The 22,491-nt window shown below is 55.0% G+C and carries 18 protein-coding genes; 8 read left to right on the top strand and 10 right to left on the bottom strand.

All coding sequences use genetic code 11. The features are described from left to right. Positions 1-78 precede the first annotated feature (78 nt). Positions 79-1,011, top strand: a complete 933-nt coding sequence (locus tag AC1MKH_RS01530; protein WP_276222117.1) for a LysR substrate-binding domain-containing protein — start codon at positions 79-81, stop codon at positions 1,009-1,011. A 214-nt stretch (positions 1,012-1,225) separates the two neighbouring features. Further along, a complete protein-coding gene (locus AC1MKH_RS01525; protein WP_442961935.1) occupies positions 1,226-2,527 on the top strand; it encodes an ABC transporter substrate-binding protein in 1,302 nt (433 codons plus the stop codon). A 37-nt stretch (positions 2,528-2,564) separates the two neighbouring features. Here AC1MKH_RS01525 and AC1MKH_RS01520 read toward each other — a convergent pair whose 3' ends face one another. Continuing rightward, positions 2,565-5,564: an alpha-mannosidase gene (locus AC1MKH_RS01520; RefSeq protein WP_276222119.1), complete on the bottom strand. Its 3,000-nt coding sequence runs from the start codon at positions 5,562-5,564 to the stop codon at positions 2,565-2,567. Between the two features lie 390 nt (positions 5,565-5,954). Further along, positions 5,955-7,523: a hypothetical protein gene (locus AC1MKH_RS01515; RefSeq protein ID WP_276222121.1), complete on the bottom strand. Its 1,569-nt coding sequence runs from the start codon at positions 7,521-7,523 to the stop codon at positions 5,955-5,957. A gap of 47 nt (positions 7,524-7,570) precedes the next feature. Here AC1MKH_RS01515 and AC1MKH_RS01510 point away from each other — a divergent pair, with 47 nt between their 5' ends. Both AC1MKH_RS01510 and AC1MKH_RS01505 read left to right on the top strand, forming a co-directional pair. Beyond that, positions 7,571-8,866, top strand: coding sequence for a Gfo/Idh/MocA family protein (locus tag AC1MKH_RS01510; protein WP_276222123.1), 1,296 nt, complete (start codon positions 7,571-7,573; stop codon positions 8,864-8,866). An 86-nt stretch (positions 8,867-8,952) separates the two neighbouring features. Beyond that, on the top strand, positions 8,953-10,230 hold the full coding sequence (locus tag AC1MKH_RS01505; protein ID WP_327621892.1) for an ABC transporter substrate-binding protein: 1,278 nt from the start codon (positions 8,953-8,955) through the stop codon (positions 10,228-10,230). A 3-nt stretch (positions 10,231-10,233) separates the two neighbouring features. Here the strand turns inward: AC1MKH_RS01505 and AC1MKH_RS01500 are convergent, their stop codons facing one another. Both AC1MKH_RS01500 and AC1MKH_RS01495 read right to left on the bottom strand, forming a co-directional pair. After that, positions 10,234-10,923 carry an LrgB family protein gene (locus AC1MKH_RS01500; protein WP_015966300.1) on the bottom strand — a complete coding sequence of 230 codons (690 nt, stop codon included), beginning with the start codon at positions 10,921-10,923 and terminating at the stop codon, positions 10,234-10,236. Next, the gene (locus AC1MKH_RS01495; RefSeq protein WP_015966301.1) at positions 10,916-11,326 is read right to left on the bottom strand and encodes a CidA/LrgA family protein; all 411 of its coding nucleotides are present in this window, start codon (positions 11,324-11,326) and stop codon (positions 10,916-10,918) included. The genes AC1MKH_RS01500 and AC1MKH_RS01495 overlap by 8 nt, the downstream gene beginning before the upstream one ends. A gap of 103 nt (positions 11,327-11,429) precedes the next feature. Here AC1MKH_RS01495 and AC1MKH_RS01490 point away from each other — a divergent pair, with 103 nt between their 5' ends. Next, positions 11,430-12,314, top strand: coding sequence for a LysR family transcriptional regulator (locus AC1MKH_RS01490; RefSeq protein ID WP_108476037.1), 885 nt, complete (start codon positions 11,430-11,432; stop codon positions 12,312-12,314). 113 nt (positions 12,315-12,427) lie between these two features. On the opposite strand, the gene AC1MKH_RS01485 is transcribed toward AC1MKH_RS01490, so the two are convergent. From AC1MKH_RS01485 to soxR, 4 genes are all read right to left on the bottom strand, one after another. Then, positions 12,428-14,074, bottom strand: a complete 1,647-nt coding sequence (locus AC1MKH_RS01485; protein WP_149461797.1) for a Na+/H+ antiporter — start codon at positions 14,072-14,074, stop codon at positions 12,428-12,430. 167 nt (positions 14,075-14,241) lie between these two features. Next, positions 14,242-15,591 (bottom strand): NCS2 family permease, encoded by a 1,350-nt coding sequence (locus AC1MKH_RS01480; protein WP_276222128.1) that lies wholly within the window; start codon positions 15,589-15,591, stop codon positions 14,242-14,244. 415 nt (positions 15,592-16,006) lie between these two features. Then, positions 16,007-16,675 (bottom strand): glutathione S-transferase family protein, encoded by a 669-nt coding sequence (locus tag AC1MKH_RS01475; protein ID WP_276222130.1) that lies wholly within the window; start codon positions 16,673-16,675, stop codon positions 16,007-16,009. 263 nt (positions 16,676-16,938) lie between these two features. Further along, positions 16,939-17,397, bottom strand: a complete 459-nt coding sequence (gene soxR, locus AC1MKH_RS01470) for a redox-sensitive transcriptional activator SoxR (protein WP_015966312.1) — start codon at positions 17,395-17,397, stop codon at positions 16,939-16,941. Between the two features lie 87 nt (positions 17,398-17,484). Here soxR and soxS point away from each other — a divergent pair, with 87 nt between their 5' ends. Further along, positions 17,485-17,814 (top strand): superoxide response transcriptional regulator SoxS, encoded by a 330-nt coding sequence (soxS, locus tag AC1MKH_RS01465; RefSeq protein WP_276222132.1) that lies wholly within the window; start codon positions 17,485-17,487, stop codon positions 17,812-17,814. Positions 17,815-18,085: 271 nt separating this feature from the next. Then, a complete protein-coding gene (locus AC1MKH_RS01460) occupies positions 18,086-18,367 on the top strand; it encodes a YjcB family protein (protein WP_015966314.1) in 282 nt (93 codons plus the stop codon). 55 nt (positions 18,368-18,422) lie between these two features. Here AC1MKH_RS01460 and ssb1 read toward each other — a convergent pair whose 3' ends face one another. Next, positions 18,423-18,950, bottom strand: a complete 528-nt coding sequence (gene ssb1, locus AC1MKH_RS01455; protein ID WP_149461788.1) for a single-stranded DNA-binding protein SSB1 — start codon at positions 18,948-18,950, stop codon at positions 18,423-18,425. Positions 18,951-19,197: 247 nt separating this feature from the next. On the opposite strand from ssb1, the gene uvrA reads away from it, so the two are divergent. After that, complete coding sequence (gene uvrA / locus AC1MKH_RS01450; RefSeq protein ID WP_276222135.1) at positions 19,198-22,023, top strand: excinuclease ABC subunit UvrA; 2,826 nt, start codon at positions 19,198-19,200, stop codon at positions 22,021-22,023. Here uvrA and AC1MKH_RS01445 read toward each other — a convergent pair whose 3' ends face one another. Further along, positions 22,024-22,377, bottom strand: coding sequence for an MmcQ/YjbR family DNA-binding protein (locus tag AC1MKH_RS01445; protein WP_276222137.1), 354 nt, complete (start codon positions 22,375-22,377; stop codon positions 22,024-22,026). It lies immediately after the preceding gene. Positions 22,378-22,491 lie beyond the last annotated feature (114 nt).

Raw genomic sequence — 22,491 nt, 5'->3', positions numbered from 1 at the left:
TATTCAAAAGTGATTGTCTCTTTGCCCTGAGAATCACTACAGTAAACAGGCGTGTATTGCGGCAACCGGAGCAGGAAAATGAACTCAATTTTTACGGAAGAAAACCTGCTGGCGTTTACCACCGCCGCACGTTACGGCAGCTTTAGTAAAGCAGCGGAGGAACTCGGGCTGACGACTTCCGCTATCAGCTACACGATCCGCAGGATGGAAACCGGCCTTGATGTGGTGCTGTTTACCCGCAATACGCGCAGCATTGAGCTAACGGAATCCGGGCGCTATTTTCTGCGTAAAGCCAGCGATCTGCTCAACGATTTTCACGCCATTCGCCGCAGCATCGACACTATCGCGCAGGGAATAGAGACAAGAATTCGTATTTGTATCAACCAGTTGTTGTATACACCGAAACACACTGCCCGCCTGCTTCAGGTGCTGAAAAAGCAATTTCCAACCTGCCAGATAACCGTCACGACTGAAGTGTATAACGGCGTCTGGGATGCGATGATCAACAACCAGGCCAGCATTGCCATCGGCGCGCCGGATACCCTGCTCGACGGCGGCGGCATCGATTACACCGAAATTGGCGCAATTCGCTGGGTCTTCGCTATCGCCCCCGATCACCCGCTGGCTTTTATGCCGGAGCCCATCGCCGAAAGTCAGCTGCGCCTTTATCCCAATATCATGGTGGAAGACACCGCGCATACCATCAATAAAAAGGTGGGCTGGCTGCTGCATGGTCAGGAATCGGTGCTGGTGCCCGATTTTAATACCAAATGCCAGTGTCAGATCCTCGGTGCGGGGATCGGTTTTTTGCCTGACTATATGGTGCGTAAAGCGGCAGAACAATCGCTGCTGGTGACCCGGCAAATCCACAACCCACGCCAGGATTCCCGTATGCTGCTGGCGACGCGCCACTCCGCCACCGGGCAGGTGACGCTGTGGATTAAAAAAGAGTTCGCCCCCGGCGGTATTTTGAGTGAGATTTATCAGGATCTTTTGCATAAAGAGATCTAAACAAGGCAGGGAATATGTGATCTTATCCGTAAATATTTCACCATTTTGTTTATTATGCAGAAATAGCATTTAAAGAGAATCACCCCGACATCCTTTATTTTTATCCTGTCCTGATATTGTATTTACCAACCATTCAGGACGCAGATAATATTTGAGCAATTAATTAGCTGAGGTCAAATAATATCTCATTAGCCCTGTTATTACAGGAACGCCTATGATGAAGAAAATATTACTGGCCAGTCTGCTCTGTAGTTGCTGTTTAATTCCGGCAACACACAGTTTTGCCCAACAACAAGAAGTGAAATTACGCATGTCATGGTGGGGTGGAAAAACGCGCCATGATGTGATGCTCAGGGCCATCGATGCCTTTGAAAAGCGCTACCCGTGGATTGACGTTAACGCCGAGTACACCGGATGGGATGGCTATCTGGCGCGTATGACGACTCAAATTTCCGGCAACAAAGAGCCGGACGTGATGCAGATAAACTGGCCGTGGTTACCGATTTTCTCGCGTACCGGCGAAGGCTTTTACGACCTCAACAAGGTGAGCGATACGCTGGATTTAAGCCAGTTCCCCACCAGTGATTTGCAGTCGACGACCGTAAAAGGCAAGCTCACTGCGCTTCCCATTTCCCTTAATGTGCCGGGTTTTTATTTCAATAATGAAACCTGGAAAAAAGCCGGACTGGCATATCCCACAAACTGGGACGAGCTGTTTGCCGCCGGGAAAACGTTTAAAGAGAAACTGGGAGATGATTATTATCCGTTAATTGCCAACGATCAGGATATTTTCCTGATGACCAACTGCTATATGTCGCAGAAATATAATCTGCCGATGTTTACCGCCGACGGCAAAAGCTTCTCCTGGAATCAGGAACAGTGGCGCGAAGCCTTCCGTTTCGCCCAGCGGTTGGTTGCCGATCACGTTATTCCAGGGCCCAAAATGCTCGCCTCCTATGGCAAGCAAGATTTTACCGACACCCGCTACTGGCAGCAGGGGCAGTGGGCCGGTGCCTATACCTGGAACGTAGTCATTCAGTATTACACGCATAAAGTCGCGCCACCTGCCAAACTGGAGCCGGGCAATTGGATCATGGCGCCAGGCGCCACCAACGCCAGCGCCTATTTTAAAGTCTCGCTCACCTATGCGATCGGTAAAAATACCCAGCATCCGAAAGAAGCGGCAATGTTGCTGAATTTCCTGCTTAACGATCCGCAGGCGGTTGAGTTCATTAAGCTGGAAAATGGCATTCCGATCAGCCAGGCCGCAGTAAAAACGCTGACGGATAACGGCACCTTAACGAACGATAATCCTTCCGTGGCGGGTATGGCGATGGCGAAGAAATTGCAGTCCGAGTCGGTCGCCACCTCGTGGATGGAAGACGAGCAAATTCAGGCGCTGTGGAGTTCAGGACGGCAAAATATGGACTACGGTAAAAAAACGGCCAATGAGGCCGCCGATGAGTTCTTAATGCGCGCAGAACGTATTCTGAAAAAAGCGGCGATGCGTCGCTGACAGCCAGCCCGGCCAGCATGCTGACCGGGCTTTATTATTATGCTACGTCAATCAGCAACGTTTTGATTTCAAATGGCGTAAAGGTCAGGCTCACGCAGCCGTCGCTCACCGTTAGCGGTTCTTCATCCTCTTCCATCAGATTGCTCAGGCTGCAGTGGCCCATATGCGCATTCAGCGTGATGGTTGTGGCAGCGTGAACGCCGTCAAACTCATACAAACGCACGGCCAGCCGATCGCCCTGCTCGGTTTTTTTCACCGTTTCGATGCAAATATGCGGCGAGTCGCAGTGAATAAAGCTGTCAGGCAACGCCACGGTTTTTTCCGCTGTTCGCCCTTCGCTCACGCTGACTCGCACCGGGTTGTTGAACAGCATGGCCTCGCGATTCACCAGCCCTTCAATTTCATCGCCGGTGTGCGGGAACAGCGCGTAGGAGAATGTATGTTCTCCGCGATCGGCCCCCACGCCAGGATGATTTTGCGAACGCAGCAGATTGAGGTCCAGCACACCGTCTTTGGCGTAATGACCGTATTTGCCGTCGTTAAGCAGCGCCACGCCGTAATCCCGCTGTGAATAGTCGATCCACTTGTGGGCGCAAATCTCAAACTGAGCGGCATCGTAGACGTTATTGGTCAACGCCCGACGACGAATTTTACCGAACTGAATATCGCAGCTCACGTCATCGCTCGGCGTCGCGGTCACAAATGACGTGCGGAGCATTTTCAGATCTTCATGCCACGCTATGTGCGTTTCAAAAGTGAGGCGCTTGCTTCCTGGCAGCAGGCTGATTTTCTGGCACAGCTGCGACTGACCGTAGCGATAATGCTGCTCGACCACCGCGTGCGGCCCATCCTGATACGCCGCGCTTGATACCAGCGTAAACGCCTGTGGCTGGCGGTCGCGATAGGTGATGTTGATATCCCAGCAGTCGGCGCAAATATCGTCGTAAACCGCCAGCCGGTTGCCGATGCTGCCGGGTTGCAGTACCGGACGCTGAGCCTGTTTATCGAAAAAGGCCACAATGTGCCCCTGATCGTTAAAATCCACGCTGATCAACGCGTTCTCCAGATGATCCGGCGTAGCCAAAATGGGCGGTATGAACTGCGCATCCCCCAGCACCGCGTAACCGAATGCGGGTAGCGTCACATGATGGTAACCGTCCGGCTGCGCCAGCCAGGCTTCACGGGTAAATCCCACGGTATTATGCACCACCGTTTTTCCTGGCGGAATGGCCAAAGTGGTAGTGAATTCATCGAGATAGCGCTGTGTCAGAGTTTGTGCCTGCGTAAGCATCGCCTGATAGCGCGCGCAGGACTCATCATAAACCCGCTTAATGGAGGAACCCGGTAAAATATCGTGGAACTGATAAAGCAGCGTCTCCTGCCACAGGGCGCGCAGCGCGTCGGTCGGATAGACCGACTGACAACAGAGCCACTGGCGGCTGGCGACAAACTCCAGTTCGCGCAGCGCGTTCTCCATTTTTCGGTTAAAGCGCTTATTGTTGGCCTGCGAGGTCAGCGTGCCCTGATGTTTCTCCAGATAAAGCTCGCCTTTGTACCGTGGATAACGCGGCTGCGTTTTTTCGATATGGCGGAAAAAATCGACCGCTTTGCCCTGCTTCACCGGCGAAATACCGCTGAGATTGCGTATACGCTGCAAACGTTCCAGATGTTCCGGCCCCGGCCCGCCACCACCGTCGCCGATGCCAAACAGCATCAGCGCACTATCGCACACGCCTGCCTCACGATACTCCTCTTCAATGCGGCGGATGCTGCGCGGCGCGGCGGGCCCGTTGTAAGTCTCTTCCGGCAACATGTGCGTCAGTACGCTACTGCCATCGATACCCTGCCAGGTAAAGGTATGATGCGGAAATTTATTGTGTTCGTTCCAGGAGAGCTTTTGCGTCATAAAGTAATCGACGCCGCTTTTGCGCATAATTTGTGGCAGGTTGGCGTTATAGCCAAACACATCCGGCAGCCAGAGCATACGCGTGGTTTGCGAGAATTCTTCGCGGAAGAACTGGCGGCCATAGAGAAATTGCCGCACCAGCGATTCGCCAGACGGAACGTTGGTGTCTGCTTCCACCCACATATCACCCTGAATTTCAAAACGTCCCTGCTGAACATGCTGTTTCACCCGCTGATAAAGCTCGGGATGATCGTCTTTGATCCACTGAAAAAGTTGCGGCTGACTGGCGCCAAAAATATAGTCGGCGTAGTGCGACATCAGGTCTAGCGCGGTGGCAAAGGTGCGTGCGCCCTTGCGTTTGGTTTCCCGAATTGGCCACAACCAGGCGAGATCGATATGCGCATGGCCCACGCCGGTGACGGTGAGAGAAGGATCGCCGCCCTGCTTATTCAACTCTTCTGCCAGCGCCTGCCGACACTGCGCAACGCTCGCTTCACTGAAATCGCCCAGCCCATTCAATGCATCGTTCAGGCACGCCAGTACCGCTTTATACCGTGGTGATTTTGCATCCAGGCAGCTCAGCAAATCGAACAATATCCAGGCGTCATAATAGAGATCGCGCAGATCGTCGCGGCAATGGGCAAGATGCGCCTGAAGCATCACGCCGCCGGTCGATGCACCAAAGAGATCGTTACAGGCAAGCTCGATCCAGATATTCACTTCGCCAGAGCGGTAATACTCTGCCGGAAGTCGCCAGACCGTTTTTCCCGGCATGCCGAGGCTACGCTCGAACGTCGAATCCACATTGGTCAACCCCCGCAACGGTACGCCGCTGCCATCAACAATCAGCGCCTCACCGCCGCAGTCAAAACAGAGAGTGATATTTTTTTCATACGTGGCAGATGGCAACGTACCGCGCACGTTAACCCACGCACAGTCCCATAAATCGCCCCATTTTTCCCCAATGCGGAATTCGAAAGATTTACCCTGCTGTCGCTGTGAAAACGGCACTGGTTCCGGCGTGATAAAACCGTAAACAGTTAATTCAGCAAGCGGAGAATAAATGTTGTCTTTTATTTTCCTGATGTGGAAATCAATATCCCGAACTAATTTTTGATTGAACGTTAACATGCTACGCCGTCTCCATGACACGATGCCTGAGAAAAGCTTCCGTTTTCATTAACAGCAGAAAAACGCCACCAGCGTAGAGTTCCGTTTTGATAATTAATTCGCCAGCGGTCACAAAACGTATTATCTGAAATCAGTATCTATTCGCTGGATTATTATTATTTTATATCTATTCGTAGAGATAATTATTATTGCCGGACGTGCTCTACCGTCAGATCACATTTCTGCCCGCGTCGGGTGACTGAAATCACGCTTTGTGATCGTTAAAAAACGATCAGCATCACATTGATTTTTCGCAAGCTGCCATACTTATCACACTTTTTACCCCTTCCGTCCCACATCCCTGTTCTTCCCTCTCCCCACTGGCGACTTTTCGCAGACCGCTCCCTATTCTTACCCCATCGACAGGCTGTAAGCGAAACGGCTCAGACGTTCAGGATTCAACAACATCGACAAAAACAGCGGGCTGCCCGCTGGCGGCGTTTCCAGCCAGCGGTCGAGCGTATCGGCATAGCGCAGCAGCGCATTTTGCTGTTCTGCAAGCGTACTGGTAGAGGGCTCGCTACCGTAGTGATCGTGCCAGGTGAGCAGCGTCACGCTGGCGGCGACGCGGGAAAACATCTGGCTGTAGACCTCGGCGCTACGCCAGGCGGCGAGCAGTTGCTCCAGTGAATCGTTCGGGCAGGTGATGCGCGGCATCAGTTCCCGCAGGCTCTGCACGGCGTTGGCGGCGAGGAAGCAAGCAGTCTCTTTCTCAAGGGCGATCAGCTCCCGCTGCTCATTGCCAAGCGCCGGGTCATCGGTGGGCATCAGCGGCTGGTACGCCTGCATCCAGTTGGCGCTGCGGGTATCCATGTGCAGCAGCTGTTGCGCCTGAGCGAGGCTTTCGGGGATTTGGCTTTGATAGTGCATACGCCGCCCCAGCAGGTTGGGCGTTTTGCACAACCAGTCATAGCTGGTGTGCAGCAATGTGGCGAGACGTTGTTTATCCTGCGCGGAACGGAAACGGAGCTGATGCTGCTCCACCCAGCGTTCGAAGGTGGAGGGCGCGCCCTCCTGAAGTTGATTCGCCGCCGACAGGCCGAGCAGATTGATGGCGTTGACGGAGTCCATCACCCGGCTGTCGGGTAACCACTGCCAGCTGACGCGGGAAGTGATGGCTTCAACTTCGTATTCCGCCACGCTCAGCGCCCAGCTCAGGCGACCGCTGATTTCATCAGCGAGATAGCACGGTAGCGCCGTCCAGCCGTAGCCGGTGCCGAAGAGGTCAAACTCGATCCACTTATTGTGGCCGGGCAGCGTGGCGATATTGGGATGGTTAGCGAAGCCGGGGTGGTAATCCAGCTCGGTGGCTTTGATGGAGGCGCGCACATCGCCCGGCAGGGTCGCGAGAATGCTCGAGAGCTGCTGGCGCGGCCAGCTGTCATCGATAAAGTCGCGCAGTACCAGCTTCTTGCCCTGCCCGCGCAGCAGGCTCCAGACGGAATGCAGGCTGCGCTGCCAGCCGGAGGTCTGAAACGCGGGCGTGGTCAGGCTGAGAATTAAACCGCTCAGATGCGGCAACGCCTGCAATAACGGATGCATGATTGCCGCATAAAACTGCGGCCAGAAATCGGGCGCGCTTTTTTCATCGAAAGCCATCTCGGGAAATTTGCGCTTAATAATGTCATCCGTCGGCGCGGCTTCACCCTGAAGCCAGAAGGATAAATTATTGTCGGCCAGATAACGGTCAACTCGTTTTAAATACAGCAACGCGTAATTTTGCTGATGAATAAGGTTCTCGACATTCAGTTTCTGACTCAATGGCGAGGGCGTAGCCAGAATAGAAAGCAGTTCCTGTTGGTGCAGGATTATCCCGGTGAAACCATGCTGTTTCGCACTCTGCACGCCCTGAACAAACCAGGGCCAGTGCCAGATAAAGGTGCTATTCAGTTCCATCAACTGGTGGGGAATACGTTTCATCGCGACATCCTGCCATTATTTGATCGTTTATCATAATCGAGGACACAATGAAAAAATATGCGCTGGTCGGCACGGGAGGACGTGCAGGTTTATATATTTCAGCTATCGGCGGTCAATGGCGCGAAAATGCCAAACTGGTGGCCTTTTGCGATACCAATCAGACGCGCATGAATTACGCCAATACGCTGCTGCAAAAGGAAGGCGCCGAGCCCGTTTCCACCTGGAAAGCCGCGCAGTTTGAGGAGATGATCCGCGAAACCCGTCCGGATATTATTATCGTCACCACCATGGACCGCACGCATGATGACTATATCGTTCGAGCGCTGCACGCGGGCTGCGATGTAATCACCGAAAAACCGATGACCATCGATGAGAAGCGCGCCCTGCGCATTCTGGACGCCATTGAAGAAACCGGGCACACCGTGCGCGTGGCGTTCAACTATCGCTATGCACCACACCACAGCAAGGTGCGCGAACTGCTGATGCAGGGCGTGATCGGTCAGGTCACATCAGTGCACTTCGAGTGGCTGCTCAACACTGAACACGGGGCAGACTATTTCCGCCGCTGGCACCGCGAAAAACGCAACAGCGGCGGCCTGCTGGTGCATAAATCCACCCACCACTTCGATCTGATGAATTTTTGGCTGGCAAGCTACCCGGAACGCGTTTACGCCGAGGGCAGCCTGCAATTCTACGGCAAAGAAAACGCCGAAAAACGCGGCGTGACGCAGTTCTATCCACGCACTCACGGCTACGCGGAAGCGAAGAACGATCCGTTTGCACTGGAAATGGCGGAAAACGCACAGCTTAAAGCGCTCTATCTGGACGCCGAACATGAAGATAACTATTTCCGTGACCAGAGCGTCTTCAGCGATGGCATTACCATCGAAGATACCATGTCGGTACTGGTGAAATACCAGAACCAGGTACAGCTCACCTACTCCCTGAACGCTTACTTACCGTGGGAAGGGCTGAACGTGGTGTTCAACGGTACCGAAGGGCGTCTGGAGATGAAAATCATCGAGAAATCCTACGTTAACGCGGGCGGCAAACGCGAGAACGAAGGCAGCCTGGAGCTGTGTGATATCACCGTCTTCCCGATGTTTGCCGAGCCGTGGAAAGCGGATTTCACCCTCGGCGAAGGCGGCCACGGCGGTGGCGATAACGCCATGCTGGCGGATCTGTTCGGCGTGCCGGGCAACGACCCGCTACAACGCGCCGCCGACCACCGGGCCGGGGCGATGTCCATTCTCACCGGAATTGCCGGGAATATTTCGATGCAGCAGCAGCGCCCGGTCAATTTTAAAGAGTTTGAACTCGTTTCCCGCCTGACCAAACGTTAATCACCACGGCGCGGCGACCTGCCGCGCCGAGACCTCTGGTTAGTATTTTGCTGTTACTCACCTGCTTCTCTGTTTCGGAGTCGATAATGAATAAAATAGCTACAGGTGTTATCGCAACCCTTTTAATGTCCTGCACCACCGCCTGGGCGCAGCCCGTGGAATTACGCATGTCCTGGTGGGGCGGCAACAGCCGTCATCAGTCAACGTTAAAGGCTATCGCCGCGTTTGAACAAAAATACCCCGATATAAAAGTAAAGGCGGAATATACCGGCTGGGATGGCCATCTTTCGCGTTTAACCACGCAAATGGCGAGCGGTACCGAGCCCGATGTCATGCAAACCAACTGGCCATGGCTGATTATTTTCTCTAAAAATGGCGAAGGCTATTACGATTTAAATAAGCTGAAAGAGGTGCTGGATTTGGCGCAGTACGCGCCGGGCGATCTCAATTCCACCACCGTGAAAGGTAAACTTAATGGTCTGCCGATTTCGGTGAATGCCCCGGTGTTTTATTACAACGATGTCACCTGGAAAAAAGCGGGGCTGGCGTATCCAAAGAACTGGGATGAACTTTTTGCGGCGGGGAAAACCTTTCGCAGCACGTTAGGGGAAAACTATTATCCGTATGCGATGGTTGATCAGGATGTTATTTTACTACTCAACGCGTGGATGATGCAGAAATACAGTAAACCGATGTTTGACCCCAGTGGTAAATTCACCTGGAATGACGCGCAGTGGCAAGAGGCTTTTTCTTTTGTGAAACGTCTCAGCGACGATCACGTTATTCCAGGGCCAAAAACGATGTCCTCTTATGGCAAAGGCAATCTCTATGAGATGAAGCCCTGGATCACCGGCGAATGGGGCGGTACGTTTACCTGGAATATCTCTATCCGCATGTATATCAATAACATGACACCGCCCGCCAAACTGGTGTTAGGCGATTATGTTATGCAGCCGGGAGCACGTGATTCTGGTGTCTATTTTAAAACCGCGCAGATGTTCTCCATATCGAAATCGACCCGTCATCCGCAGGAAGCCGCAACGCTTATCAACTTCCTGCTGAATGACCCGCAGGCGGTGGAAGCATTAGGGCTCGAGCGCGGGATTCCGCTGAGTAAAACCGCAGAGAAAATATTGACCGACAACGGCACGATTGATCCGAACGACCCGGTCGTTGCCGGGCTGCGCCAGGCACAATCATTGCCCACAACCGCCGTTGCGACACCTTACATTGAGGATTTGCAGGTGGTGGATCAGTTCACTGCGGCGCGCGAGAAAATGGATCATGGCGGCCAGACGCCTGCGCAGGTTGCCGTCACATTCCGTCAGCAGGTTGAGCGTATTGTCCGGCGGTTGAACCGTTAATTTTTAAAACATCACCCAGCCCACCAGCGGCGCAACCAGCACCATCACCACGCCTGACAGCATCATCACCAGGCTTGCCACCACGCCCTCCTGCGGGCCCAGCTCGTAGGAGCGCGCGGTTCCGGCGCCGTGCGACGCGGCGCCAAATCCTGCGCCCTTCGCCATGCCTTCACGAATGGAGAGGCGTAAAAACAGTACATCGCCAATCGCCATGCCAAAGACGCCGGTCACCACCACGAACAACGCGACCAGATCCGGCTGCCCGCCGAGCGGTTTGGCCGCCGCCAGCGCAAACGGTGTGGTCACCGAGCGCACCGCCAGGCTGCGCTGAATTTCATCGGGCAGCGTAAATAATCGTGCCAGCCACACGGAACTGGTCACGGCCACCACCGTTGCGGTAATCACCCCGGCGGAAAGCGACATCCAGTGTCGCTTGATGATCGCCAGATTGTCATACACCGGCACGGCAAACGCGATGGTCGCCGGACCCAATAGCCACAGCAGCCAGTGCGCTTCGCCCATATAGTTTTGATAGGAGATATGACCGAACACCAGCATTAGCACCAGCAGAACCGGCGTTAACACCAGCGGCATCAGCGGCAGTTTGCGAAAGCGGCGATAGAGCCGTTTGTTGGCGAAATAGAGCACCAGCGTAATGGCGAGGCACAGCACGCTCAGCTGAAAGTTACTCATGGCGCATCCGCTTCAGTTCGTAGCGATAGACTTTATCCACCACCCACGCCGTCGCCCCGAGCACCATCATGGTGCTGAGCGCAATCACCAGGAAAATGCGCCAGCCATCAACCATCAGCAGTTGTGCATAATTCACCACCGCCACCACGGCTGGCACGAAGAAGAGCAGCATTTCGGCCAGCAGCCAGCGCGAGCCCGCGCGCACCCACTTCAGCGGCACAATATGGCAGACAATCAACGCCAGCATCAGCACCATCCCCACCAGATTGGCGGGCAGCGGCAGATTCAGCCAGTTCACCAGATATTCAGCAAAAACAAACAGCCCCGCATACAGAATGACCTGCACCGGCACCTGAAGACGTTGCAAAACGGAGGGCATCACGCGCCCTAAGGCCTCAGCCATGAAAGGAGTGTCCAGAAAAAATCAGAGACGCACAGTATAGTGAGCGCACGAGGATGGCAGAAATGAATTAAACTCATCGCAGGTATAGTTTCGAGGCATAATCATGGACATCAGAACGCTGCGCTATTTCGTTGAAGTGGTACGTCAGCAAAGCTTTACCCGCGCGGCGGAGAAACTCTTCGTTACGCAGCCCACCATCAGCAAGATGCTGAAAAACCTTGAAGATGAACTCAACAGCACCCTGCTTATCCGCGACGGACGCAAATTACTGCTCACCGATACCGGGCAGGTAGTGTTTGAACGCGGGCTGGTGATCCTCGACGAATTCCGCCAACTGGAAGCCGAACTGACCGATATCAACCATCTCAACAAAGGCCAGTTGCGCCTCGGCATCCCGCCCATGGTCGGCATGATGATGGCCGGGCCTATCAGCCTGTTTCGCCAGCGCTACCCCGGCGTAGAACTCAAAGTGTCCGAATTCGGCGGGCTGACGGTGCAGCAGGCGGTGATGAACGGCGAACTTGATTTAGCCATGACCGCGCTGCCGGTGGAAGAAGAGAGCGGCCTTGCGACATTGCCGCTATTCAGCCACCCGCTTTGCGTGCTGGTTCCCCGTTCCGGCGAGTGGCTGGAACAGACGTCGGTTTCCCCGGAGCAGCTCGCGGCACATCCTTTGCTTATCTATAACGAAGATTTCGCGCTGAGTCGTCAGTTGATGCATCTGTTTAATCAACATAACGTGAAGCCGCGTATCGCGGTGCGCAGCGGCCAATGGGATTTCCTCGCGGCGATGGTCCAGGCGGGTGTCGGCGTGGCGATTTTACCGGAACCGATTTGCGAAAGGCTGGATGCGAAAACGCTGCGCTGGCTGCCGCTCGAGAGCGAACTGCACTGGCAACTGGGCATGATCTGGCGCGAAGGGGTGTATTTGTCGCACAGCGCTCAGGCGTGGCTGAAGTGCTGCGAAGGGTTTTGGTTACCGAAGTAGGCAACCCTCACCCTAACCCTCTCCCACAGGGAGAGGGAACCGCTCGCAGATAAATGACAGAACAGCGCCGGTTGTCTCCCTCTCCCTGTGGGAGAGGGCCGGGGTGAGGGGCATCACTCACCTTCAATCAACAGCGCTTCCAGCAAATCAAGGTCATGCAGAAGTTTCTGCAACGTCTCATTACTGATCTGCCTTGTCGCACGCAGGTGATACAGCTCCCCGCGCTCTGAACGCAGCGCCGCCAGGCGGAAACGACGTTCCAGCTGCTCTTCCAGCATTGAGGTTTCCACGTCATTACGCCCATCGGCGCGGCGACGCAGGTTACCAATCACGCGGGAACTGACTTCCGTCAGCAACTGGTTATCAATGTTCTCCTGCGTATCCGCCGCCAGTCGTTCTTCCATCTTCTGAATCGCGACAATCGCCACTTCCGCCGTTGCGGACCGGGCCAGACGCTCCTCTTTTTGCTGCTGCGGCAGATCACGAACTTCAACGTGGCGCAGCAGAATCGGCAGCATAATCACGCCGACAAACAGTGAGAAGAGAATGACGCCTGCCGACAGGAACACCAGCTCATAGCGTGCCGGGAAGACGTTGCCATCGGGTAGCAGCAGCGGGATGGAGAGCACACCGGCAAGGGTAATCGCCCCGCGCACCCCGGCGAAGGAGGCAATGGCCAGCTCGCGCGTTGACCAGCTCCCGAACTCCATCGGTTTTTTCTTCAGGAAGCGTTGGCTGAAGCGCTGCATCGTCCACAGCCAGCCAAAGCGTACCAGCATCAGCGCCGCATAAATCAGCAGAATGTCGGTAAACAGCATCCAGATTTCAACGTTCGGATCTGCTTCTGCGGCCACCAGCGATGTTTCGAGAATGCCGGGTAATTGCAGGCCCAACAGCAGGAACACCATGCCGTTAAACACGAACTCCAGCATCGCCCAGGTGCTGTTGGCACGCAGACGCATCGCCAGCGGCGCGGTACGCATCACGCCGGAACGGGTGATGGTCATCCCCGCCGCAACCGCCGCGAGGATACCGGAAACGCCGACGTGTTCCGCAATCAGATAAGACGCGAACGGCAGCAGGAACAGCAGCACGATTTGCGTTGCAGGCTCATCGCCGCCCCAGCGGCTCAGGAAGCGCAGCGAGCGACCATACAGCCAGCTGACCACAAAACCGGCCAGGATGCCGCCAATCGCCACTTTCATAAATTCCAGCGTCGCGCCGCCAACGGTAAAGACCATCGTGCCCATGGCAACTGCCACGGCAAATTTCAGCGAGACCAGGCCAGAAGCATCGTTCATCAACGCTTCGCCCTGCAAGATGCCCATGATTTTCTTCGGAATGCGCCCTTCACCGACAATCCCGGAGAGCGCCACCGCATCGGTCGGCGACAGCACCGCCGCCAGCGCGAACGCAGGCACCAGTGGGATCCCTGGCACCAGCCAGTAAATCAGGAAACCAATACCAACCACCGTCACCAGCACCAGCGCAAGGGCCAGGCCGAGGATTTCGCGCCCGTGTTCAAGGAACTCGCGGGTCGGCGTTTTCCAGCCATCGGCGAACAGCAGCGGCGGAATAAACAGAACGAGGAACAGCTCCGGGTCGAACTCCACGTGCAGGCCGAAGGTCGGCCACGCCAGCAGCGCACCGATGGCGATCTGCATCAGCGGCAGCGGCACCTGAAATGGCAAGACACGGGTTACAACCCCGGAGAGCGAGACCACGAGGGTCATGATGAGTATGGTGAAGAATATTTCCATGCGATCCCTGTTTGCAGCGTTGTCTTATTATATGGAACGTAAAATATGAAGCGTCATGCCTCTGTATCATACGCATACCAGAGTAACGCAAAAGGAAACGAGACGATCCTTAAAATGAAAAAAAATGGGCAGCTTTCGCCACCCATTTCTTTTAAGGCCCGAACGATTTAAATCGCCCAGCCGCCCGCATAAAACGCCACCAGCGCCACCGCAATCACGATAGTGCCAACGTTCAGCTTACGCCATTCGCCCGATACCACGCGGCCAATCACCAGCGTAGCGAAACCAATCATAATGCCGGTCACGATGTTACAGGTCAGCACGATGAAAACGGCGGTAATCAGGCCAGACATCGCATCAACAAAGTCGTTGAAATCGATGCGCGCCACGTTGCTTAGCATCAGCAGGCCGACGTACATCAGCGCCGGAGCGGTGGCATAGGCCGGAACCAGGTAAGAAAGCGGAGAGAGGAACAGGATCAACAGGAACAGAACGCCGACGGTGATCGCCGTCAAGCCCGTTTTGCCGCCCGCCGCCGTACCGGCCGCAGATTCGATATACACTGCCGCTGGCGCTGCGCCAACAAACGCGGAGAACACGCTGCTCAGGGAGTCAGTGGTCAGCGCTTTGCCGCCGTTGATGATCTGCCCGTCTTTGTCCAGCAGGTTAGCCTGACCCGCTACGGCACGAATGGTGCCGGTGGCATCGAACACCGCCGTCATCACCAGCGCCAGTACGCTTGGCAGCACGATCGGGTTGAGCGCGCCCATAATATCCAGGCTGCCAATCAGGGAGTTACCGTTGTCATCGCTCAGAGAAGGCATGGCGAAGAAACCGGAGAAGTGTACATTCGGGTCGAAAATCAGGCCGACAATCGACACACCGATGATGGTCAGCAGGATGCCGCCCGGTACTTTCAGTTTTTCGAGGCCGATAATCATCGCCAGACCGACCAGCGACATAATCACCGGGAAGCTGGCGAAGTGACCCAGCGCAACCGGCAGACCATCCAGCGGGTTCTTAATCACCAGGCCAACGCCGTTTGCCGCAATCAGCAGCAGGAACAGGCCGATACCGATACCGGTGCCGTGCGCGATGCCCTGCGGCAAATTGCGCAAAATCCAGCTACGGATGCCCGTCGCAGAAATAATGGTGAACAGAACCCCCATCAGGAAGACCGCGCCGAGCGCGACCGGAATGCTGATATGCTGGCCCAGCACCAGACTGAACGCGGTGAACGCGGTCAGTGAGATAGCACAGCCAATAGCCAGCGGCAGGTTCGCCCACAGGCCCATCACGATGGAGCCGACACCCGCCACCAGACAGGTGGCTACGAAGACCGCAGCAGGCGGGAAGCCCGCTTTGCCCAGCATCCCCGGCACGACGATAACGGAATAGACCATCGCCAGGAAGGTGGTAAGACCGGCGACAATCTCCTGACGAACGGAGCTACCACGAGCAGAAATTTTAAACCAGGCGTCGAGTGAACCGCCGGTACGCGCTGAAGGCGTAGACATAGAAAACATCCCCTGAAAATTTTTATCATTCGTTCGCATACGTGGTGGAGCATCCACTGACAGTTAAACGTCATCTCCTTGTGCTTAAACCTCGCGGCAAAGGGGAGCCGCAAAAAAGCAAACGTTTAACTCCGCGCATACAAAACGGTTGAGCGTTACCTTCCACGCTGCACATGCAGAATGGGTACTTTCTGGACGACTCCGGCAAATTGACTAAGCATAAAACGTCAAAAATGCCAGAAGAAGGCGTCAGAATTTTAAGGCAAACGATTATCTGGTTTTTATGGCACCATTTTCAACTGATGTTTACGCCATTTCGCTAAATTTCGCTTATGACGATGAAGAAATCGCCAACCTGTGCGCAAACGTTATCGTTCATGCGCAATCCGACAACAATTTCGTTGCAAATCGGGCGCTACTCGCCGGGCAGAGAAAAGGGACCGCCCTTTTCAATCGCCTGCTGCCAGGCCGGACGCGCTTCCACACGCGCCTTCCATGCGGCGATATTGGGCAGAGACGGTATCCCGCCGCGAGAAAGCAGCGCAAACAGTGGAAAACTCATCTGGATGTCCGCCATGCTCGGGTTTTCCCCCGCAAACCACGGCGTTTTCGCAAGATGCGACTCGATAAACCCGGCATGCGTGGCAATCTGATTATTCAGCCAGGCTTTCTGAACGCCCGTTCCCAGCACTTTTCCCACCGTGCGCAACCCCAACGGCACCGGGGATTTGCCCAGCATCTGCAAAACCAGCTTGATCATCATGAGCGACATCAACGAGCCTTCGGCATAGTGCAGCCAGAAGCGATACTGCAATTTGCCTTCGATATCCTGCGGTTTAAAGCGGCTTTCGGGATCGCCGATTTCCTGGAGATATTCGAGGATCGCGCCAGATTCAGCGATAACGTGGCCGTCATTCTCGACAATCGGCGATTTACCCAGCGGATGGATTTTTTTCAGAGAGTCAGGAGCCAGCATATCAGCCCCGCGCTGATAGCGGATAATCTGGTAAGGCAGGTTCAACTCTTCCAGCGCCCAGAGCACGCGCTGCGAGCGGGATTGATTCAGATGGTGGACGGTTAACATGGTTTTCTCCGCAGGTTTGTTCAAATTAACTATAGGAACAGACGGCAATCCCCGTAAAAATTGCGGCGAAAAAAACGTCAATCCGACTGGCGAACAGGGGGAGGAGAGGTAGACTTAAAGTGTCAGCACAAACCGGAACCTCCAACCCGTAGCTCGACCGAGGGATGCTGATGTCGGGGGAAACCCTCCCATGAACCAGTGGGATAGAGCGAAAGACAAAGACCGGAACATACGAAAGCGCCCAGTTGTGGCGCTTTCGTTTTTTATTCGTCTTCCAGCAGGCGTGCGCCCGTTCCTTCTTCCCCCAGTTTGTCGCCAGGGTTGCGCAGCGGGCAGTCACGCAGCGACATACAGCCGCAACCGATGCAGCCATCAAGCTGATCGCGTAGCGCTTCCATCGAGTGAATGCGTTTATCCAGCTCCTGACGCCACTGAGTGGTCAGCCGTTTCCAGTCTTTTTGCCCCAGCGTATGCCCTTCTGGCACCACGCCCAGCGACTCGCCGATCGTGGCAAGCGGAATGCCCAGCCGCTGCGCGATTTTAATGATTGCTACATAGCGCAGCACGTCACGTTTGTATCGCCGCTGGTTGCCCGCGTTGCGCTGGCTGCGGATGAGCCCTTTGCTCTCATAGAAGTGCAAAGCGGAGACGGCAACCCCGGTACGTCTGGCGACTTCACCCGGCGTGAGCAGCGTTTTAATGCGCGTTGGTTTTTTTTCCATTTTCTGCTTTACCTCAAGTTAACTTGAGGAATTATACTCGCCAGCAAGACAAAAGTTGAAGCAAAAATAGACAACGGGGAGAGCCTTATGTCCCATCGGGAAATTATTCAAACGCTTATCGAATGGATAGATGAACATATCGATCAACCACTTAACATTGATATCGTGGCGAAAAAATCCGGGTATTCGAAATGGTATCTGCAACGGATGTTCCGCACCGAGATGCATCAAACGCTGGGCGACTACATTCGCCAGCGTCGTCTGTTATTGGCTGCGCAGGAGTTGCGTAATACCCAGCGCCCGATTTTCGATATTGCGATGGATCTGGGTTATGTTTCCCAGCAGACCTTCTCACGTGTTTTCCGCCGTGAATTCGACCGCACGCCGAGCGACTATCGCCACCGTCTGTCAGCATGAGTATCACGCCGGATAGCGCTGCGCTTATCCGGCCTACAGGTAAAACAGAGCCCTTTCCTTATGTAACTATTGTCAGCGATAAATGGCGCAATTTGCTGCGTTTACCTCTGGTGAATAAAACAGCAATTGTGATATAGTTCACACTATAGAGTGAAACAAAAACAGCGTTTCATATCATTTGTGAATGCCTGTCGATAGCCAGAGTGGACTACACCTCCGTGAGAACGCCGCGCTGTCAGGGCATACCGTTTATCTCTGAGGATAAGGTCTCATGGTTTCTATCTCTACAGGTGTCGTACTGTTACGCTGGCCGCTTTTCAGCGCCATTCTGATGTTCCTTGCCAGTACTCTGAAAATCCGCTTACGCAAAGCTGATTACGCGGGCCTCGCGGTGATTTGTAGCGCGCTGGGCGTGGCGTCGGCCTGCTGGTTCGCAACGGGGTTGCTGGGAATTACGATGGTGGATATTGCGACTATCTGCAATAACATCAAAGAGGTGATGGTGGAAGTGATGAGCCAGACACCGCCAGAATGGCCGATGGTGTTGACCTGATAAAAATTTTATCCATAAAAAAACCTGCTTTCGCAGGTTTTTTTATGTCTGAAAATCAGAACGGGATATCGTCGTCGAAATCCATCGGCGGTTCGTTAGACGGTGCCGGAGCGGCCTGCTGCTGCGGGCGAGACTGCGCGCCGCCGCTGAACTGGTTGCCGCCCTGCGGCTGCTGAGGCTGGCCCCAACCGCCCTGCTGCTGACCCTGACCACCTGCCGGTGCGCCACCGCCCTGACGGCCACCCAGCATCTGCATGGTGCCGCCAACGTTGACGACCACTTCGGTGGTGTATTTTTCAACGCCGGACTGATCGGTCCATTTACGGGTACGCAGCTGGCCTTCAATATAAACCTGAGAGCCTTTACGCAGGTATTCACCCGCAACTTCCGCGAGTTTGCCGAACAGCACAACACGGTGCCATTCAGTCTGCTCTTTCATTTCACCGGTCGCTTTATCACGCCAGGATTCGGAAGTAGCCAGCGTAATGTTGGCAACTGCGCCACCATTCGGCATGTAGCGTACTTCCGGGTCCTGGCCCAGATTACCGACGAGAATCACCTTGTTTACGCCTCTGCTGGCCATGATTGTCTCTCCTGAATGTGTTTCTTAATAGTGTAAACGCGCGATTGTAGCATTTCAAAGAGGCGTTTTGATAGCATGCGACGGTGATTCCACTAAACTCGTTTACGTTGAATATCTTACACTCAACAATGGAATGCACATTCCACCACTGTATATTCATTCAGGGTGAGTTGTGTCATAATTAGCCGTTTCCGCCGTTTGTCCTTCAAGCAAATCTGGCAAGCCGAGTCTCTACCGGGAAAGGTAAATGGATAAGATCGAAGTTCGGGGCGCCCGCACCCACAATCTCAAAAATATCAACCTCATCATCCCGCGCGACAAACTGATTGTCGTTACCGGGCTGTCGGGGTCTGGCAAATCTTCACTGGCTTTCGACACCCTTTACGCCGAGGGGCAGCGTCGCTACGTCGAATCGCTTTCTGCGTATGCGCGCCAGTTCCTGTCGCTGATGGAGAAGCCGGATGTCGATCATATTGAAGGGCTGTCGCCTGCTATCTCTATTGAGCAGAAGTCGACCTCCCATAACCCGCGTTCCACGGTCGGGACCATTACCGAAATTCACGACTACCTGCGTCTGCTGTATGCGCGCGTAGGCGAGCCGCGCTGCCCCGATCACGACGTGCCGTTGGCGGCGCAAACCGTCAGCCAGATGGTAGACAACGTGCTGACGCAGCCGGAAGGCAAACGCCTGATGCTGCTGGCGCCTATCATTAAAGAGCGTAAAGGCGAGCACACCAAAACGCTGGAAAATCTGGCAAGCCAGGGCTATATCCGCGCGCGTATCGATGGCGAAGTGTGTGACCTGTCCGATCCGCCGACGCTGGAACTGCAAAAGAAACACACCATTGAAGTGGTTATCGACCGCTTCAAGGTGCGCGAAGACCTGGCGCAGCGTCTGGCCGAGTCGTTTGAAACCGCGCTGGAGCTTTCCGGCGGCACGGCGATCGTCTCCGATATGGACGATCCGAAAGCGGACGAACTGCTCTTCTCCGCCAACTTCGCCTGCCCGATTTGCGGCTATAGCATGAGCGAACTGGAACCGCGTCTGTTCTCGTTCAACAACCCGGCGGGCGCGTGCCCAACCTGTGACGGTCTGGGCGTGCAGCAATATTTCGACCCGGATCGCATCATTCAGAACCCGGAGCTGTCGCTGGCGGGTGGCGCGATTCGCGGTTGGGATCGCCGTAATTTCTACTATTTCCAGATGCTGCGCTCGCTGGCGGAGCATTATGATTTCGACGTTGAAGCGCCGTGGGGCAGCCTTAATGCGTCAGTGCAGAAAGTGGTGCTGTACGGTTCCGGTAAAGAATCTATCGAATTCAAATATATGAACGATCGCGGCGATACCTCCGTGCGTCGTCATCCGTTTGAAGGCGTGCTGCACAACATGGAACGCCGCTACAAAGAGACGGAATCCAGCGCGGTGCGCGAAGAGCTGGCGAAATTCATCAGCAACCGTCCATGCACCAGCTGCGACGGCACGCGTCTGCGCCGCGAAGCGCGCCACGTGTACGTTGAAAACACTCCGCTGCCGACCATCTCCGACATGAGCATCGGCCATGCGATGGACTTCTTCAATAATCTGAAACTTTCCGGCCAGCGCGCGAAAATCGCTGAAAAAGTGCTGAAAGAGATTGGCGATCGCCTGAAGTTTTTGGTCAACGTTGGCCTGAACTACCTGACGCTCTCCCGCTCGGCAGAAACCCTTTCCGGCGGTGAAGCCCAGCGTATCCGTCTGGCAAGCCAGATTGGCGCAGGGTTAGTCGGCGTGATGTACGTGCTGGATGAGCCTTCCATCGGCCTGCACCAGCGCGACAACGAACGTCTGCTCGGCACATTGATTCACCTGCGTAACCTCGGTAACACGGTGATCGTGGTCGAACACGACGAAGACGCCATTCGCGCCGCTGACCACGTGATCGACATCGGACCGGGCGCGGGTGTACACGGTGGTCAGGTTGTCGCGGAAGGGACGCTGGACGACATCATGGCAGTGCCAGAGTCGTTAACCGGCCAGTTCATGAGCGGCAAACGAAAAATCGACGTGCCGAAAAATCGTGTCCCCGCGGACCCGGCAAAAGTCCTGAAACTGAGCGGCGCGCGCGGCAACAACCTGAAAGATGTCACGTTGACGCTGCCCGTCGGCCTGTTTACCTGCGTCACCGGGGTATCCGGTTCCGGTAAATCAACGCTGATTAACGACACCTTGTTCCCGATTGCTCAGCGCCAGCTTAATGGCGCAACTATCGCCGAACCTGCGCCGTATCGCGATGTTCAGGGGCTCGAGCACTTCGACAAAGTCATCGACATCGACCAAAGCCCAATTGGCCGTACGCCGCGCTCTAACCCGGCAACCTACACCGGCGTCTTTACGCCTGTGCGTGAGTTGTTTGCGGGCGTGCCGGAATCACGCGCGCGCGGCTATACGCCGGGGCGTTTCAGCTTTAACGTACGCGGCGGGCGCTGCGAAGCGTGTCAGGGCGATGGCGTGATCAAAGTCGAAATGCACTTCCTGCCGGATATCTACGTGCCGTGTGACCAGTGCAAAGGCAAACGCTATAACCGCGAAACGCTGGAGATTAAGTACAAAGGCAAAACCATCCACGAAGTGCTGGATATGACCATCGAAGAAGCACGTGAGTTCTTCGATGCTGTACCGGCGCTGGCGCGTAAGCTGCAAACCCTGATGGATGTCGGCCTGACCTACATTCGTCTCGGCCAGGCGGCGACGACGCTATCGGGTGGTGAAGCCCAGCGCGTCAAACTGGCGCGTGAGCTCTCCAAACGCGGTACCGGGCAGACGCTGTACATTCTTGATGAGCCGACCACCGGCCTGCATTTCGCGGATATTCAGCAACTGCTGGAAGTGCTGCACCAGTTGCGCGACCAGGGCAACACCATCGTGGTAATTGAGCACAACCTTGATGTGATCAAAACCGCCGACTGGATTGTTGACCTCGGCCCGGAAGGCGGCAGCGGCGGCGGGGAGATTCTCGTCTCCGGCACGCCAGAAACCGTCGCCGAATGCGAAGCCTCACATACGGCGCGTTTCCTTAAACCGATGCTGAAGTAGTCATTTCACTAGCTGCTGCCGGGTTTGTTCCGGCAGTAGCGTGATTGCCTGCTGATACGAGGCATCCACCAGGTAGTAAATTTGCGAATCCGGCAACGTGCCGTCGAGGTAAACCGTGCTCCAGTGCGCTTTATTGAGATGACGGCTGGGACGCACATCGCTGTGCTGCTGGCGCAGCAGTTCTGCCAGCTCAGGGCTGGTTTTCAACGACACCGCCGGGCGTTCTTCCACCTCTTTGATCATCGCGAAAAGCACATCCGCGACCTTAATCTGCGTCGCTTTCCAGTCGCTGTGTACGCTTTGCTCTGCGCCACTCTTCGCCATGCAGTACACCAAAAGATCCGAACTGGTCATATTATACCTCTTAGTCTCACGAGCCACGGTGTGCCAAACGTCATCACCTCAGTGTGCAACAAGTCGCCGAAAGGTGAAACCTTCCGGCGACTGATTTTTGACTAAAAAAGCATC

The organism is Pseudocitrobacter sp. CD920760 (genome assembly GCF_057782505.1).
This window is presented reverse-complemented; position numbering and strand designations above follow the sequence as displayed.